Here is a 15,790-nt window from a genome sequence, read left to right as displayed (position 1 = left end):
GTTGCCGCGCCCTGCCACTTAGGCCGGACGCGCCATCACGATCAGCCGGAGGGCCAGCAGCACCAATACGGTGGCGAGCCCCAACGATTGCAGGCGAGCGAACTTCGGATTGCCATCCAGGAAGCGGCGGACTGCGCCGCTGCCCACGCCGAGGGCGGCGTGGAACACGAAGGCGATCGCGGTCAGCACGCTCCCGAGGATCAGCAATTGCCGGGCGACTGGCCCATGGCCTGGCACGACGAATTGCGGGAGGAACACCACGAAGAACAGCAAGGCCTTGGGGTTGAGCAGGCTGTTCAGCATGGCACGCGCGAACACGGCTGTCAGCGTCGCCTGCGACGCGATGGCCCCGCCTGGTGCCGCCGGTGCCTGCAGGCACTTGTAGGCCATCCACAAAAGGTACGCGGCCCCGCAATAGCGAATGACGTCGAAGGCCGCCGGCATGTTGCCGACCACGGCCGCGATGCCGGTCGCGGTGAGTATCGTCAGTACCAGATCCGCCGCGCCAATGCCGAGCGCCGAAGCCACGCCGCCGCTCCAGCCGTAGGTCACGCCATGCGTGATCACGAACATCATATTGGGCCCCGGCGACATCAGCAGGAGCATCACCGCCACGGCGAATACAGAAAGGGTTGCCAGATCCGTCATGCCTGCTGCCTGTTGGTTGAATGCTGGTAGAGTAAGACCATCACCTGATACAACCAAAAAATTGTTCTAGATACAACCATGACCAGAGCGCGATACAAGTCGATCATGGATCGGATAGCGGCGCGCATCCGCGTGGGCGAACTATTACCGGGCACGCAGTTGCCCACAGTTCGCGCGCTGATGCGGGAGCATCGCGTCGCGCTGGCCACGGCCTTGCGGGTATACGGCGAACTCGAGGCGGTCGGGCTGGTGGTCTGCGAACCCGGCCGCGGCACCTTCGTACGCGATACCTCGCTGCCGCGCGGGCTGGGGCTGCAGCAGCATCCGCTCAAGGCCGGTGCGGTGGACCTGACCTTCAATTACCCCTCGCTGCCGGACCAGGTGGAAACATTGCGGGAGGGCCTGCGCAGCCTGGCCGTCTCGGGCGATCTCGATGCCCTGCTGCATTCGGCGCCCCAGGGCGGCCGGCCGCACGAGCGGCAGACCGTGGCCAGGCATTTGCGGAACCGCGATATCCGCGTGGGCGGCGACCAGGTACTGATCGTCAACGGCGCCCAGCAAGGGTTGGCCGTGACCGTCATGGCCCTGTTCAAGCCTGGCGACGTACTGGCCGTCGATGCCCTCACCTATCCCGGCATGAAGGCGCTGGCGCACGCGTACCGGCTGGATCTCGAGCCGCTACCCCAGTCCGCCTGCCGCACTGACCTCGATGCCCTGGCCGCGCTCTGCAGGCGGCGGCCCGTGCGGGCCATCTATACGATGCCCACGCTGCACAATCCGCTGGGAACGGTCATGCCGGAGCAGGATCGCGCCCGCCTGGCGTCGCTTGCCGATGCGCACGATTTTCTGATCGTCGAGGATGGCGCCTATGCCTTCCTGGCCGAGCCATCGCCGAAACCCGTGTTTACCCATGCCCCACATCGGACCATCTATGTGTCGGGCCTTTCAAAGAGCGTGGCATCCGGATTGCGGTTTGGATTCGTCGCGGCGCCCCACGCCCACATTCCCGCCCTCGAACAAGCCATTCGCGTATCCACCTGGAATACCCCTTCGCTGACCGTCGCCCTGGCCTGCCGCTGGATCGAAGCGGGTACGGTGGATGCCCTGGAAGACCGCAAGCGCAAAGACGCCAGGCAGCGCCAGGAGCTTGCCCGCCAGGTCTTGCAAGGCTGCACGGTCATTGCCCACCCTTGCTCCTATTACCTTTGGCTGGAACTCGGCGAAGGCTTGCGCGCCGACCGTGTCGTGGCCGAACTTGAGCGCAAGGGGGTATTGGTGACGACCGCCGAGCCATTTGCCACAACGCCTCATGTCCCTCATGCATTGCGGGTGGCGCTGGGCTCCATTGGACTGGGAACGCTGCAGCGGGCGCTTTGTGAAATCCGGGCCGTGGTCGGGCAGTGATCGGAAACGCATCAGGCCGATCTGCTGGGACCGATCCGCGAGCGCATGAGCGCCGGGGACCACGCGGGCGCCGAGCGGCGCTTTCGTGCGGACGTTATTAAAAGTTATTTGGTTAGAGCTTCTATGGGCGTATGCTGGAACTGCCACCTTGGCAAGCAACGCACCAGGAGCAACCCATGGCCAAGAGTCAACTACGCAGCACTCGCGAAGCGAAGAAGCCCAAGCAGCCCAAGAAGCCGTCAGTGCCGGCAACCCCGTTCAGCACAGTTCATCCGAGGGTCGGGAACGAAGGAGGCGTCGCCAAGAAGAAGACGTAAATCGGTTGGCCGCGGACACGCGGCACAGTGATCACACGCAACTTGCAACGTTCACCGCAGGAAATTGATATCTCTACATTGAAAGCGCAGACCGCTTCGGGAGGCGCATCATGATCCATCACATCACGGACCCCACTTTTCGCGGGCTTCCGCTCACCGCCGAGCAAGACTCGGAAATTCGTCACTACCTGAACAGGAAGGCTAGGCTGGGCAAGCCATGGAATACCCCCGAGCTGCGCGGGATGCTTGAGGACATGCTGCTGCCGCCGAGTACCGAGGACGACAGCCAGAGCGACATCCCGCGCGACGCGTTGGCCGCCGCAGAGCGTGCAGCCGCGTTCGTCGACCAGGACATGGAGCCAATCGAGGCGTATGAGGAATTGCATGCCGCGATGGAAGCCGAGAGCATGAAAGGAGATACGCACTAGCGGGAGCGCTTCGCGCTGGTCGTGAGCGTTGCAACCCGGTCCGTCAAAGGCGTAGAACGCACGCCGCGCTAACGCATGACCGCGTTGGCCCGTGAAACGGCGATCGCCCACCTCGAACTGGAAGACCCCAAGCCACCCCACACCGGCCGTTCTGCGAGCGGAGGCTGGATGGCGGCTCATCGGCCGACGCTGCCATTGGCTTCTGCCAGGCCGACTGACCGAGATGGACGCTCATACTTCCCCGCAGATCGGCGACGAGCAAAAAAACTCCGGCACTCGGCCGGAGGTCAAAGCCATCGCGTGGATCCGACTCCCGCGAGGCGTGCTTGCATGCACCGCCACATGTCCGGAGGTTCCTCGGGATGCTGGTGCCGGCGCCGGCTCTGTCAGTCCTGTATGACTGACCATACAGCAAAGGGCTCCCACATCGGCACGCGTCGTACCCAGGGTGTTTTGCAGGTCGCACAGCGGAAGCGGTCGGACATGCAGGAAGGCTGTTCCGGACAGCACTCGGGCTCCAGCGCCGAGTGCGGCGAGGCGCGTCGGAATTTCGGAGCGTTGGCGCAATATTCCCAAGCCCACCATCGCGCAGGTACAGGGAAAATGCATTGCCTGCGGCCTGATGCTTGTCTGGCCGTGCGACCTGATCGTGGCTGCGGAAGACGCGATGTTCATGGACCAGACCGTCACCATGGGCATCAACGACGCGGAGTTCATTGCCCATCCCTGGGAGCTGGGCGTGCGCCAGGCCAAGGAATTCCTGTTCACCTCTGCTTGGCTCAGCGCAAAGGACGCATGGCGGATGGGGATGGTCAACCATGTCGTCGAACCTGGCAAGCTTGCCGACTTTACGCTGGCCCTGGCCGCGAAGATAGCGCAGAAGCCGCTGTTTGCATTGAAGTTGGCGAAGGAATCGATCAATGCTGCACAGGATGCCCAGGGGCGCGTCAATGCGATGCAAACCTCGTTCGCCTTGCATCAGGTCGCGCACAGCCACAACATGCTGCGCTTTGGCATGCTAATCGATCCGGCAGGTGTACCGCCGCTGGCCAGGCTATCGACGCTTGCGGGAAACAAGAGCGCGAAATCAACGGAGGAGAAGGCTTGAACATGGAACAGCAAATGCAACGGGCCGATGGCATTGCCTGGGGCGTCACCGATGGCATCGGCCGTATCGTGCTGGTGCGGCCCGAGCGAGCGAATGCGATTACGGCTGCTTCGACCAAGACATTGGTGCACGCCATCGATGACGTCCTGGACCGCAAGGCACGCGTCGTGTTACTCACGGCCGAGGGACGCGTTTTCTGTGCTGGTGGCGATATCGATGGCTTTGTGTCTGCAGGCTCGGCGTTGGATGTGCACGTGGAAGAGATCCTGGCTGCCGCGCATCCCGCGATTCACCGGCTGGCGACTGCGCCTGTCCCGGTGGTGGCGGCAGTCGGTGGCCCGGTAGCCGGTGCGGGCATCGGACTGGCGTTGTGTGCGGATTTCGTACTGGGCACCGCTTCGACAAAACTCCGCACCGGCTACGCCGCGATCGGGCTGTCGCCTGACGTAGGCGCCTCGTACTTCCTTGCCCGGCGCGTTGGCACAGTGCGGGCCCAGCAGTGGTTGATGCTTAGCGATGTCATCGATGCGCGGAGCTGCCTTGAGCACGGCGTGGTTGACGCGTTGTACGCGGATGGCGCCGAGCTTGCCGACGCCGCGGAGAAGCTGGCGCAGCGCCTGGCAGCATCCCCGAGCGGGTCGCTGGCCAGTATCAAGATGCTGTGCCGCCGATTGCCGGACCGCAATCTGCAGGAGCATCTCGCGCTGGAGCAGGCGTTGCTTGTGGATTGCACGAGGAGCGACGATGCACTGGAAGGAGTCCGCGCCTTCATCGAGAAGCAGCCGCCCCGGTTTAATGTTCAAAGCGTCAAGTCGGAAATATAGCCCGAAATAGAGGCGGCCCAAGCCGCCTCCATCTCCTTCAACGATATGCCGAGGCTCAACGGCGTTTGCGCTTTGGGGCCGGCTTCTTGATTGTCAGCGCATCGGACCAATACGTCATCACCTGTTTCGCCCCTTCCGTCATTGCGTTTGAAGCCTGACGCTTGCCCTCCGCCGTCATCCGGCCGCGTGTCGCGCCGGCGATGCGGTGGGCATTGCTGAGCCACATGCTCATGAACGGATTCTTCTTGTTCCAGGGGTTCTTCATAGGGTTTTCCGGGTGCGATTGGCTGACCGCCTTGCTGGCGCGGCTGAATGCCACATATCCCGGTGCGCAAGCGCCGTGCCAGGGCGACGCCGGCCACGTCATACCGGCGCCGCTGGGTAGTGGTCATCGTCCTGTGAGGCGCCACCATGGCCGAGAGTACTAATTTCGCCCGGCGAGGGCGGCGGAGGGCCAGTCCTTCAGGCATCTCTCGCCGCACTCGGTTCAGCCACCCCCGGTACGCCGCTTTCTACAAGACACCGTCTAAGTTACCGGGACTGCAGCGCAATTTTCAGCTGGCGGGGAGCGACAGCCCAGTGCTCCCAGTCAGCGAGAAGGTATCTGGCAGCGGCCTCGGGTGAACCGGTGGGTTGAGAAAGTGGCCTTGCTTGATAATCGCGCCGCCCCGCGGCACGGGAATTGCCTCGTCAGGTAATCATCGCTGAAGCGTCTCGTCTACCTTCACAATTTGACACATTTGGGACGACCTTATGGGCCCCGGCACATGGATATCGATGAAATGCGGCTTACCCACTACCGTGGATACGACATTCAGGTTGTCCTTAATGCTTGCTCTAAGGACATGTTCGAAACCTGGTTCCAGATAGAGGGGCCCACGAAGCCGCCGGGGGTGGCCGCGCTGGGAAAGCGTGTCAAAGTCTTCGGGGGGCCGTTCAGCCGGCGCTGGGCCTATCTCGTCGGCGAGTTGGCCGGAAGGGCCGCAATTGATGTGATTCTGGGTGGGGATGACTAGATCAGACTGCTGCGGCACCGACGATCGGGACATTCTGACGACGGGACCCTTGGGCGGCGGGTAACGCTGCAAGGAGATATTTTCATGACGCATTTCGTACCCTTCACTACGCAGCATCTCGAAACGGCATGCCGGGTTCTTGGAGACACAGAACGGGGCCTTACCGGACCGCAAATAGGGAGGCTGCTTCGGGAAATCGGACTCCCGGACCCATGCCAGACCATGACCAAGTGGAAGCGCTTATTCAAGGCACTGGCGAGTGCACAGAATCGATATCGGGTGGGCAATCATCTAATTTTGCTGATTGACCAGGCCGCTCGTGAAGCCGACGGGCTTCGTTGGTGCCGGGATGAACTGAACGCTGTGCTGTCGTTTTCAGGTTTGTATGTGCGGAAGGACGGTCGTGTCGCGTTCCTGGCAAATGGATAGCGCTTGATAGCCCATCCGCGAGTCCGACATCCGATTTGCGATCGACTATCTGGTCACGCTGCCCTATGTCGATGAAAACCGCATCGGCGCCATCGGCGTCTGCGGCGGCGGTGCCTATACGATCCACGCCGCGATGACTGATCACCGCATCAAGGCGCTGACCTCGATCACTGGCGTCAACTTCGGCCGGCTGATCCGGGAAGGATTCAGCAACTTCGACCAACTGGGGCGTCAGACTGAATCCAGCCATTCCAGGTCCACCAATTGCTGCTGAATGAGCGCATCCTCAAGGTGAACATGCGCTCTGGCATGGAAATTTGCATCCCTCCATCTGCGTCTGAATGACGTATGTGCGATGCCTCACTATCTGACCGAGCGCTGTTTTCCGAACGCTGCATGGCAGTGAATTGTCCTGTTCGCCTTTGAAACACACTTAAATGTGAAAGGATGTAGACACTCTGACGGATGCCGATTCAATGACCATCGTTCAGCATTGAATATGCGGAGCAGGTGTTCGCTCCGCTTTTCCAAGCTCTCGGGGCACCCCCCCGGACCCCGGGGGCTTTTTTTTCAACAAGCAAATCCTCTGATCAGAGGAGGACGGCTACTCTCTTGGGCTTGAGCGGTGCGGTGGCCTTGGGGATAGTCAGACATCCATGTGGCATTGCACACTCGGGACTGCGTCGTCATTTTTAAAGATTCGTTAAGTGATTTTGTTAGCCGGCTCTTACTATCAGGCCAGGAATTCGCGGGACGGCGCCCCACATCGCCTACATCCGATACACCACCCCCACCCAAAAACTCCGCGGCGCCCCCGGTGCCACGAACAATGCGCTGGCGCCATCCCCCGGCGCGACATGCGGCTGCACCAGGTTGCCATCCGGAAATACGTTGTTGGCGATCTGGCCATAGGTCTCATACCGGCGATCGAACAGGTTCGCCACGCGCGCATAGATCTCGAACCGCTTGTTCACCTTGTACGCCGCACGCAGGTTGACGGTCGCGTAGCCAGGCACGCGCCAGTCGGCGGTCTTCGGCGCCGCGCCCGGCTGGGGATCGCTGCGCAGGGCGTCTTCGTTGCCGCTGGCGACAGTGCTGGACACCGCCACCATGTCGGCCCCGAGCGTCAGGCCAGCCATTGCCTGCCAGTCGACGCCGAGCTTGAGCGTGTGGCGCGGCAAGCCGGCCATGCGCATGCCCGGGCGGATGTCGATGGTGCGTTCGCCTGCCGCGAGTTGCCCTGCGGCCTGGTAGGTGGCCTGCAGGTAGCTGTAGCCAAGCCGCAGCGTGACATCGCCCAGCCGCTGGCGCGCCGTGAAATCGGCGCCCTGGTTGCGGGTGCGGTCGAAGTTGGCGAAATACCCCAGCTGGGTGTTGGGCGCGCGCAGGAACAGGATGTCGTCGTGATTATCGATGCGGTACAGCGTGGCAGTGACTTCGGTGTCCTTGCCGGGGCGCCAGCGCACGCCGGCTTCGTAGGCGTGGGAGACGACCTGCTTCAGGTAAGGGTCGGCCTGCAATCCTGCCGGCAGGCGGCACGGCCTGGTCGGGTCGGCACAGCCCAGTTCGAGCACCGTCGGCACGCGGTTGTTCTGGGCATAGCCGCCGAACACGGTGACGCCGCCGCCGAGCTTCTGCGCAAGTCCCAGCGCAGGATTGAGCCGGCGGTAGGTAAATTGCTCGCGCGGCTGTTCGCTGCCGTCGCTGTTGCGCAGCGTATTGCTGACCGTGGCGAGATTCCATCTTGCCGAGGCGGTCAGGAAGGTGCTGGGCGTCAGCGACCACGTGTCGGACAAATACAGGCCGAAGGTGCGTGAGGTGCCGCTGACCCCGGAGAACAAGGCATTCGGTTCGTCCGGATCGGCCACGGCGCCACGGTCGGCGGTGAAGGTGGCGGGCTGCGCGTACTGTGAATAGGTCAGGTTGCTGCGGTCGAGGCTTGCGCCGGCGTTCATCACGTGGTGCTCGGTTTCCTTTGCCAGGCTGAGGGCCACGCCGACGGTCCGCTGCCGCATATGGGTGGAGTTGAGCACGGCGGGATGCAGCGCGGCGCCTTCGGCGCGGGTCACGCCACAGTCTTCGCCGCGGGGGCTGCCGTCGGCGTTGAAGCCGTCCTCGCAGTTTTCGGCATAGGCCTCGTAGTCGGGGTTCACGTCGCCGTTGACGGTGTCGCGGCGGCTGGTGCGCACATAGGCGAGGGCCGCGGCGCTGGTCTTGTCGTCGAACCAGTGGCGGCCGTTGAAGGCGACCTGGGTCACCTGGTTGCTGGTCTTGTCCGGATAGGTATATACGGCACGGCGATTGGCCTGGTAGATGTCGGGCAGGGTGACATCGCCGCTGGTACGGAAGGCAGGGACCAGGCCGTTGCCGGTCAGCGTACTGCGTCCGTGCAGCACGGAGACGTCCCAGCTATCGGTGTCGCCGGCATAGCCTGCCTTGGCGAAGACGTTGCCGAGCCGCCCATCCGAATGGTCGCGCCAGCCGTGCTCCTGGAACAGCGTGCCGGCGGCAAAGGCATGCCAGCCGCCGGCACTGCGCACGCCGCCGGACAGGTCGGCACGCTTGCGGCTGCCGCTGCCGTAGGACAGGTCGGCCGTGAAGCCGGGCGAGTCCAGGCCTGAGCGCGTGGTCATGGCCAGGGAGCCGCCCAGGGTGTTGAGGCCGTAGGCCGGGTTTGCGCTGGAGATCATCGATACGCTCGCGAGCGCGGCTTCCGGGACCATGTCCCAGCTCACCACGTCGCCGAAGGGCTCGTTGACGCGGATGCCGTCGAGGTAGACCGACAGGCCTTGCGGCACGCCCGGGATCGAAGAGGCGCGGAAGCCGCGATAGGTGAGGTCGGTCTGGAACGGGCTGCCCTGGATGTCGTTGACATTGACGCCGGCCAGGTTGCGCGCCAGGTAGTCGGTCAGGTTGCCGGCGCGCGACCCGTCCAGCGCATCGCCGCGCACGGTCTGCACGGTGTAGGGCACCAGGTCGCTGTCCACGCCGATGCCGGGAAGCGGCGCGGCCGCCACCACCAGCACCTCTGGCAGCACCGCGCTGTCCTGGTTTGGTACAGGGTGTACCGGGGTGTCCCATTGTGCAACAGCGGGCTGCTGGGCCAGCAGGGCCACGGCAATCGTGATCGCGGTGGCAGTGCCGCAGCCGGGTCTGCCGCAGCGGGCCGTGGCGTGGTTGGGCAGCTGTCGTTGCTGTGCCCGGGACGGGTTGGCTGGCATCTTGCATCTCCTCCTGGATACCGGCGCATTACCTGCATTGGGTAGCGCCTGAATTGGAACAAGCTGACGGTACCGGGAGCACTTTTCGCACCTCAGGCATCGGGAAAAACTCCCGATCTGCAATCGGCCTGAAACCGCGACCCGTACCGACGCCCGCCATCCTCCGGAGGAGCACTGCCATGACGATGTCGCGCTACCTGGCCAGCCGAGCCATCGGGCTGTCTGCCGCGTGCCTGTGCTGCGCGCTGCTGGCGGCGCTGTGGCTGGCGCGGCAGGCCGTCAGCGAAGAACGCAGCGGCGCGGCCGCGCTGGCGCAGCTCATTCCGCGACTGTCGGCGCTGCAGTCCGCCACGCCGGCGGAGCGCGCGGCGCACCTGGCGGCGCTGCGCGCCATCAACGCGTCCGGGCAGATGCGGCACCTGCGGCTGCACCTGGAGGACGGCGCTGGCCGCGTACTGGTGGACGCGTCGCAACCGGCCAGGCGCAAGGATGCGGAGGACCAGGACCGCTTGCTGACCTTCTTGCAGGCCGACATGGCGGCCGCGGAAAGCGCATGGGAAATCGGTGCCCGCGACGGCACCGTCTACCGTGCCGCGCTGCGCTGGGACCCGGCCAGCGAGCTGCGCGAAGCGCGCGCCGACGTGGCCGGCAACCTGGCCATGCTGGCGCTCTATGGCGTGCTGCTGCTGGGCTGCCTGCTGTGGACGGTGCGGCGCGCCTTCACGCCGCTGCAGCAGATCCTCGACGCCATCGGTCACTACGAGCAGAAGGACTACAGCGTGCGCCTGCCTGCCATGCGCATCCGCGAGCTGGACCTGATCCGCGGCGCGCTGAACCACCTGGCCGGCGCGCTGGCCGAGCACCAGGCCGAACGCCGCGCGCTGAGCCGCAAGCTGCTCGACGCGCAGGAATGCGAACGCGCGCGGCTGGCGCGAGAGCTGCACGACGAGTTCGGCCAGGTGCTGACCGCGATGCGCGCCGACGCGACCTATCTGGTGCGCAAGAGCGCCCATGCGCCGATGCTGCAGATCGTGGCGAACGACCTGGCCGGGCATTGCGCCAGGATCCAGGACGAAGTCCGCCACCTGCTGCACCGGCTGCGCCCGCATGGCGCGCGGCCCGACGGGCGGCTGGCATCGCTGGAGCGGCTGCTGCAGGACCTGGTGCGGAGCTGGCGCGAACAGCCGGGGCAGTCGGTGCGGCTCGATTGCGATGTCGACATTGGCGACGCTGCGCTCGGGCCCGACCTGACGCTGACGCTCTACCGGATCACGCAGGAGGCGCTGACCAATGTGATGCGCCATGCCGGCGCGCGCCGCGTGGCGATCCGCATTGCCGCGACGGTCCGGGGCGCGGTGCACTGGTGCGTGGAAGACGATGGCCGGGGCATCGGCGATATCACCGCGGCACAGCAGCGCAGCCATGGCCTGCGCGGCATGCAGGAGCGCGCCTGGGCGCATTGCGCCACGCTGTGCATCGGACCGGCCGAAGTGATGGGCGAAGCAGTAGGCTGCCGCCTCAGCGCAAGTTTTCCACTGCCGGCGCCGGCAGCCGCGCCGCTTACGTTTGGGAGACATCCAGCATGAACATGATCGATGTTGTCATCGCGGACGACCACGCGGTCGTGCGCACGGGATACCGGCGCCTGCTCGAACTGGAGGACGGCATGCGCGTGGTGGCCGAGTTCGGCGATGGCGATGCCGCCTATGCCTGGCTCACGCAGCATCCGGCCGATGTGCTGGTGCTGGACCTGTCGATGCCGGGCCGGGGCGGCCTGGAGATGCTGCATCGGCTGGGCGCGCGTGTTCCCGCGCTGCGGACACTGGTGTTCAGCATGCATGACAGCGCGGCGATCGTGATGCAGGCCATGCGCGCCGGCGCCGCCGGCTACCTGACCAAGAGCAGCGCGCCGGAGGCGCTGGTCGATGCCGTGCGCAAGGTGGCGGCCGGGCAGCAGGTGATGTCCGCGGACGTGGCAGGGCTGGTGGATACCGGCGCGCCGCCGCCTCACCTTACGCTGTCGCCAAGGGAGTTCGACCTGTTCCGCCAGTTCGCGCGCGGCATCGCGATCGAGGACGTGGCGGCCCGCTTCTGCCTGAGCACGAAGACCGTCGCCAACTACCAGACGCTGATCCGCAAGAAGATGGGGCTGGCCAACCGCGTCGAGATGCACCGCTATGCGGTCGAGCATGGCTTCGGGTGATCGCTGTCACAAAGCAGGACAGCGATGTGTTCCACCACGAGACAGTCATGCACGGCGCAGCGCACAACGCACGGACCTGCGATGGCCGCTGGCAGCGCCTCCGGCCCTGCGTGGACAACAACCGGCACGGACACCACGCTCATGCTGCGCCGCACATGGTATCGGCTTTGCGTTGTTCTCCCGCATCCACACTCAACCTCGCCCGATCATGTTCCGACGCCTCGCCTGCCTGCTGTTGCTGTGCCTCGGCTTCGCCCATGCGGGCGAAGCGCAGGCCGAAGGCGCACAGGCTTACCCCTCGCGGCCGATCACGCTGGTGGTGCCGTGGCCGGCGGGCGGCGCCACCGATATCTCCATGCGCATCCTGGCGGAACTGGCCGGGCGCGAACTGGGCCAGCCCATCGTGGTGGAGAACCGGTCCGGTGTCGGCGGGACACTGGTGGGCGGCGTGCTGGCCGCAGCGCGGCCGGACGGCTACACCATTGGCCAGTTGCCGCTGACGGTCTATCGTTTCCCGCACCAGCAGAAGACCGCCTGGCAGCCGCTGCGGGACATCCAGCCCGTATTGATGATCTCGGGCTATACCTTCGGCATCGTGGTGCCGGCCGACAGCCCGTTCCGCTCGCTGCGTGAGCTGGTCGCCTGGGGCCGCGCGCATCCGGGCGCGCTGACCGTGGGCTCGACCGGCATCGGCACCACCGCGCATCTCGCCATGGAAGACGTGCTCGGCCGCAGCGGCGTGCGCTATATCCATGTGCCGTACCACGGCACCGCCGACCAGATGCTGGCGGTCGCCAACGGCACGCTGATGGCGGGCGTCAATTCCACCGGCTTCGCGCCCTTCGTGGAGAACGGCAAGCTGCGGTTGCTGGCGGTGTTCAGCGCGCAGCGCCCGGCGCGCTGGCCTGACGTGCCCACGGTCAGCGAACTGGGCTTTGCCGACGCGGTCCATCACTCGCCGTACGGCATCGGCGCGCCGCGCGGCACGGACCCGGCGATCGTCAGCCGCCTGCACGATGCCTTCCGCACCGCCATGCGGCACCCGCGCCACCTGGCCGAGTTGGCCAGGTACGACCAGGAACTTACCTACCTGAATACCGCGCAGTACGACGCCTACCTGCGTCAGGCCTGGGACACCGAGCGGCTCTTTGCCGAGCGCGTGGGCACGGCGCTTCCGAAGGGGCAGCTATGACAGCCACGCAAGCCCCGCTGGCGCTGTGTTGCGACGGCGTGCGCAAATCGTTCGGCGGCCGCGCCGCGCTGGACGGGGTTTCGCTTGGCGTGCGGCGCGGCGAATTCGTGGCGCTGCTCGGGCCCAACGGGGCGGGCAAGACCACGCTGTTCCAGATCCTCGGCGGCCTGTTCGTTGCCGATGCCGGCCGCGTGACGGTGATGGGCAGCGATATGCGCCGCGATCCGGTGAGCGCGCTGGCGCAGCTCGGCATCGTGTTCCAGCAGCCGGCCATCGACCTGGACCTGCCGGTGCTGGCCAACCTGCGCTTCCATGCCGATCTGCACGGGCTGCCGCGCGCCGTCGCGAAGCAGCGCATTGAACGGCTGCTGGATGCCTTTGGCCTGGCCGGGCGTGCGCGTGCGCCGGTGCGCGAACTGTCGGGCGGCAACCGGCGCAAGGTGGAGCTGGCACGCGCGCTGCTGCATGAACCCGCGGTACTGCTGCTGGACGAGCCCACGGCAGGACTCGATCCGGCCTCGCGCGCGCAGCTAGTTGCCGATGCCAGGCGGCTCACGGCGCAGGCGCACGCCGGCGTGCTGTGGGCCACCCACCTGGTGCAGGAAGTGGAGCACGCGGACCGCGTGATCGTGCTGGATCGCGGCGGCGTGCGTTTCGACGGCACGCCTGCGGCGCTGCGCGGCGCCGCGCAGCGCGACAGCCTCGAAAGCGCTTTCCTCGCAATGACGCCGCCTTCGGACAACCCGGCGAGAAGGAGGGTTCCCGCATGAACGAGATGCCATCGCTGCGCTGGTTTGCTGCCACGCTGCTGCTGGCGACGACCTTGCTGGTCGCCGCCGGCCTGGCCGAAGCCGCGCAAGGCGGCGCGGCGCGCGTCGCCAGCGAACAGGTTTTTGTGTCAAGCGAGAAGGACGATGCGGTCGCCGCCTACCATGCGCGCACCCGGCAACTGCTGGCGGTGTGGCGCCAGTGCAAGCGGCCGCGCCACCTGCAGCTTTCACCGGACCGTGCGCGCCTGTACGTGGCGTGCAGCGACGACAACCGCGTGGACGTGGTCGACGTGGCCAGCCGCAAGACGCTTGCCTCGCTGCCGGTGGGAGATGATCCGGAGCTGTTCGACCTGAGCCAGGATGGCCGCACGCTCTATGTCTCGAACGAGGAAGACGCGCTGTTGTCGGCCTACGATACCGCCTCGGGCAAGCGCGTGTTCGCGGTCAAGGTGGGCGAGGAGCCGGAAGGCGTCAAGGTCAGTGCTGACGGCCGGCACGTGTACGTGACCTCGGAGGTCGCCAACCTGGTCCATGTGATCGACGTGGCAGCGCGCAAGGTGATCCGGAACATCCAGGTCGGCAACCGGCCGCGCCGGCTGCTGCTGGTGCGCGACGGCAAGGAGCTGTGGGTGTCCAACGAGCTGTCTGCCAGCGTCAGCGTGATCCGTACCGATACGCTGGAGGTTGCCCAGACCATCGCGTTCGCGCCGCGAGGCTTCCGCGCGGAGGACGTGACCCCGGTGGGCATGGCGGCCAGCCGCGACGGTACGCGCGCGTATATCGGGCTGGGACGCGCCAATCATGTCGCGGTGGTCGAGGTGGCATCGCGCCGGGTGCTGGACTACGTGCTGGTCGGCCGGCGCGCATGGGGGCTGGCGCTTAGCCGCGACAACGCCCGCCTCTACGTCGCCAACGGCCTGTCCGACGATGTCAGCGTGGTGGATACCGCCAGCGGCAAGGCGGTGGCCACGCTCAAGGCGGGCCGGGTGCCGCATTCGGTGGCGATCGATGACTGACCCGTCGCGCCGCGCATGCAGGGGAGGGCGGGCCATGCTTGCCACCGCCACGCTGGCCTTGCTGTCGGCCCTGGCACAGGCGGCCGAGGTGCGCGTGGCAGTGGTCTCGCTGGCCGGCGACCCCCGCCATGACGCGCGGCGCCTCGCGCAGCGCTTGCCCGGCCAGCCGCAAGGCCGTGCGCTCGACGGCGCGCAAGTGGCGGCCGCCGAGGCGCGCTTCGCGCTGGAGGCTGCCGGCCAGTCGCTCCGGCTCGACCCGCATGAAGCGCGCAGCGAAGCCGAGATCGGGCCGACGGTCGCCGCCCTGGTGCGCCAGGGCACGCGCTTTATCCTGCTCGACCTGCCGTCCGCAGCGGTGCGGGCGGCCGCGGGCTCGGTCAGGCCGGGCGAGGCCTTGCTGTTCAACGTCTCGGCCGATGACGACGAACTGCGCGGCGCCGGCTGTTCGCCGGTGCTGCTGCACACGCTGCCCAGCCTGCGCATGCACGCCGATGCCCTGATGCAATACCTGGCCCTGCGCAAATGGCGCCGCGCCTTGCTGCTCACCGGCCCGTCCGCGGCCGACGCGGCGCAGCGCGACGCGCTGGCGAAGTCGGCGCGGCGCTTCGGCATCGCCTGGTCGGGACAGCGCACGTTCCGGCTCTCCAACGATCCGCGCGAGCGCGACCAGGCCAACCTCAACCTGCTGACCACCGGCGTGGACTACGACGTGGTGGTGGTGGCCGACGCCGACGGCGAGTTCGCCCGCAGCGTGCCCTACGCCACGCAACTGCCGCGCCCGGTAGTCGGCGCCAGCGGCCTCGGCGCGCAGGCGTGGCACTGGGCCTGGGAGCGAAACGGCGGGCCGCAGCTCAACCGGCGCTTCACGCGGGCAGCGGGCCGTCCGATGACGGGCTACGACTGGGCTGCATGGGTTGCGGTCAAGGCGATTGCAGAGAGCGTGGCGCGGCAGCCCAACGCTGGCTTTGCCGCGCAGGCGCAAGCGCTGGCCGCGGGCAATGTGGTGGTGGATGGTTTCAAGGGCCCGCCACTGTCGTTCCGGCGCTGGGACCGCCAGTTGCGCCAGCCGGTCTTGCTCGCCCACACGGACGGCGTGGTCAGCGTGGCACCGGTGGAAGGCGTGCTGCATCCAAAGAGCAATCTCGACACCCTGGGCGCCGATGAAGCCGACACGGCGTGCCGCACCCCGTCCACCTAAGGCATCCACCTAAGGC

15 protein-coding genes are annotated in these 15,790 nt (G+C 66.3%); 12 read left to right on the top strand and 3 right to left on the bottom strand.

The genetic code is table 11. The features are described 5' to 3' along the window. Nucleotides 1-18 precede the first annotated feature (18 nt). Nucleotides 19-648 (bottom strand): LysE family translocator, encoded by a 630-nt coding sequence (locus AC10V3_RS11820; RefSeq protein WP_022535444.1) that lies wholly within the window; start codon nt 646-648, stop codon nt 19-21. Between the two features lie 78 nt (nt 649-726). On the opposite strand from AC10V3_RS11820, the gene AC10V3_RS11815 reads away from it, so the two are divergent. The 4 genes from AC10V3_RS11815 (at nt 727) to AC10V3_RS11800 (ending at nt 4,729) form a co-directional block, all read left to right on the top strand. Continuing rightward, nucleotides 727-2,052, top strand: coding sequence for an aminotransferase-like domain-containing protein (locus AC10V3_RS11815; RefSeq protein WP_022535443.1), 1,326 nt, complete (start codon nt 727-729; stop codon nt 2,050-2,052). Nucleotides 2,053-2,479: 427 nt separating this feature from the next. Continuing rightward, entirely contained in the window at nt 2,480-2,797 is a 318-nt protein-coding gene (locus AC10V3_RS11810; protein WP_022535442.1) for a hypothetical protein, read from the top strand. Nucleotides 2,798-3,245: 448 nt separating this feature from the next. Continuing rightward, nucleotides 3,246-3,905 (top strand): enoyl-CoA hydratase-related protein, encoded by a 660-nt coding sequence (locus AC10V3_RS11805; RefSeq protein WP_490922252.1) that lies wholly within the window; start codon nt 3,246-3,248, stop codon nt 3,903-3,905. 2 nt (nt 3,906-3,907) lie between these two features. Beyond that, the gene (locus tag AC10V3_RS11800) at nt 3,908-4,729 is read left to right on the top strand and encodes an enoyl-CoA hydratase/isomerase family protein (protein ID WP_022535440.1); all 822 of its coding nucleotides are present in this window, start codon (nt 3,908-3,910) and stop codon (nt 4,727-4,729) included. Nucleotides 4,730-4,784: 55 nt separating this feature from the next. Here AC10V3_RS11800 and AC10V3_RS11795 read toward each other — a convergent pair whose 3' ends face one another. Beyond that, nucleotides 4,785-4,994, bottom strand: a complete 210-nt coding sequence (locus AC10V3_RS11795) for a hypothetical protein (RefSeq protein ID WP_041681069.1) — start codon at nt 4,992-4,994, stop codon at nt 4,785-4,787. A gap of 502 nt (nt 4,995-5,496) precedes the next feature. Here AC10V3_RS11795 and AC10V3_RS11790 point away from each other — a divergent pair. Together AC10V3_RS11790 and AC10V3_RS11785 are read left to right on the top strand one after the other, a co-directional pair. Then, nucleotides 5,497-5,745, top strand: coding sequence for a hypothetical protein (locus AC10V3_RS11790; protein WP_041681068.1), 249 nt, complete (start codon nt 5,497-5,499; stop codon nt 5,743-5,745). Between the two features lie 442 nt (nt 5,746-6,187). After that, nucleotides 6,188-6,448, top strand: a complete 261-nt coding sequence (locus tag AC10V3_RS11785; RefSeq protein WP_454752584.1) for an alpha/beta hydrolase — start codon at nt 6,188-6,190, stop codon at nt 6,446-6,448. Nucleotides 6,449-6,944: 496 nt separating this feature from the next. Here the strand turns inward: AC10V3_RS11785 and AC10V3_RS11780 are convergent, their stop codons facing one another. After that, on the bottom strand, nt 6,945-9,395 hold the full coding sequence (locus AC10V3_RS11780) for a TonB-dependent receptor (RefSeq protein WP_490922251.1): 2,451 nt from the start codon (nt 9,393-9,395) through the stop codon (nt 6,945-6,947). Nucleotides 9,396-9,574: 179 nt separating this feature from the next. Between AC10V3_RS11780 and AC10V3_RS11775 the strand changes: the two genes are divergently transcribed. The 6 genes from AC10V3_RS11775 to AC10V3_RS11750 all read left to right on the top strand — a co-directional run bounded on the left by AC10V3_RS11775 (nt 9,575) and on the right by AC10V3_RS11750 (nt 15,774). Next, nucleotides 9,575-10,981 carry a histidine kinase gene (locus AC10V3_RS11775; RefSeq protein ID WP_349607303.1) on the top strand — a complete coding sequence of 469 codons (1,407 nt, stop codon included), beginning with the start codon at nt 9,575-9,577 and terminating at the stop codon, nt 10,979-10,981. Continuing rightward, nucleotides 10,978-11,598 (top strand): response regulator, encoded by a 621-nt coding sequence (locus tag AC10V3_RS11770; RefSeq protein ID WP_022535433.1) that lies wholly within the window; start codon nt 10,978-10,980, stop codon nt 11,596-11,598. Before AC10V3_RS11775 ends, AC10V3_RS11770 begins: the two co-directional genes overlap by 4 nt. A 208-nt stretch (nt 11,599-11,806) precedes the next feature. Next, nucleotides 11,807-12,790, top strand: a complete 984-nt coding sequence (locus AC10V3_RS11765; RefSeq protein ID WP_349607304.1) for a tripartite tricarboxylate transporter substrate binding protein — start codon at nt 11,807-11,809, stop codon at nt 12,788-12,790. Then, nucleotides 12,787-13,560: an ABC transporter ATP-binding protein gene (locus AC10V3_RS11760; protein WP_022535431.1), complete on the top strand. Its 774-nt coding sequence runs from the start codon at nt 12,787-12,789 to the stop codon at nt 13,558-13,560. Before AC10V3_RS11765 ends, AC10V3_RS11760 begins: the two co-directional genes overlap by 4 nt. Continuing rightward, a complete protein-coding gene (locus AC10V3_RS11755) occupies nt 13,557-14,576 on the top strand; it encodes a PQQ-dependent catabolism-associated beta-propeller protein (protein ID WP_022535430.1) in 1,020 nt (339 codons plus the stop codon). The genes AC10V3_RS11760 and AC10V3_RS11755 overlap by 4 nt, the downstream gene beginning before the upstream one ends. Before the next feature lie 34 nt (nt 14,577-14,610). Next, nucleotides 14,611-15,774, top strand: coding sequence for a type 1 periplasmic-binding domain-containing protein (locus tag AC10V3_RS11750; protein WP_490922248.1), 1,164 nt, complete (start codon nt 14,611-14,613; stop codon nt 15,772-15,774). The last annotated feature ends 16 nt before the right edge of the window (nt 15,775-15,790 follow it).

The sequence above is a fragment of the Cupriavidus sp. PB-02 genome (assembly GCF_058252315.1).
The sequence above is the reverse complement of the archived record's forward strand: the minus strand, read 5'-3'. Positions and strand labels throughout refer to the sequence as shown.

Bases quoted from the DNA above. Each gene is read 5' to 3' on its own strand.
- AC10V3_RS11810 (WP_022535442.1), top strand. From the start codon at position 2,480: ATGATCCATCACATCACGGACCCCACTTTTCGCGGGCTTCCGCTCACC.
- AC10V3_RS11775 (WP_349607303.1), top strand. From the start codon at position 9,575: ATGACGATGTCGCGCTACCTGGCCAGCCGAGCCATCGGGCTGTCTGCC.
- AC10V3_RS11760 (WP_022535431.1), top strand. From the start codon at position 12,787: ATGACAGCCACGCAAGCCCCGCTGGCGCTGTGTTGCGACGGCGTGCGC.
- AC10V3_RS11790 (WP_041681068.1), top strand. From the start codon at position 5,497: ATGGATATCGATGAAATGCGGCTTACCCACTACCGTGGATACGACATT.
- AC10V3_RS11780 (WP_490922251.1), bottom strand. From the start codon at position 9,395: ATGCCAGCCAACCCGTCCCGGGCACAGCAACGACAGCTGCCCAACCAC.
- AC10V3_RS11765 (WP_349607304.1), top strand. From the start codon at position 11,807: ATGTTCCGACGCCTCGCCTGCCTGCTGTTGCTGTGCCTCGGCTTCGCC.
- AC10V3_RS11795 (WP_041681069.1), bottom strand. From the start codon at position 4,994: ATGAAGAACCCCTGGAACAAGAAGAATCCGTTCATGAGCATGTGGCTC.
- AC10V3_RS11815 (WP_022535443.1), top strand. From the start codon at position 727: ATGACCAGAGCGCGATACAAGTCGATCATGGATCGGATAGCGGCGCGC.
- AC10V3_RS11755 (WP_022535430.1), top strand. From the start codon at position 13,557: ATGAACGAGATGCCATCGCTGCGCTGGTTTGCTGCCACGCTGCTGCTG.
- AC10V3_RS11820 (WP_022535444.1), bottom strand. From the start codon at position 648: ATGACGGATCTGGCAACCCTTTCTGTATTCGCCGTGGCGGTGATGCTC.
- AC10V3_RS11750 (WP_490922248.1), top strand. From the start codon at position 14,611: ATGCTTGCCACCGCCACGCTGGCCTTGCTGTCGGCCCTGGCACAGGCG.
- AC10V3_RS11800 (WP_022535440.1), top strand. From the start codon at position 3,908: ATGGAACAGCAAATGCAACGGGCCGATGGCATTGCCTGGGGCGTCACC.
- AC10V3_RS11770 (WP_022535433.1), top strand. From the start codon at position 10,978: ATGAACATGATCGATGTTGTCATCGCGGACGACCACGCGGTCGTGCGC.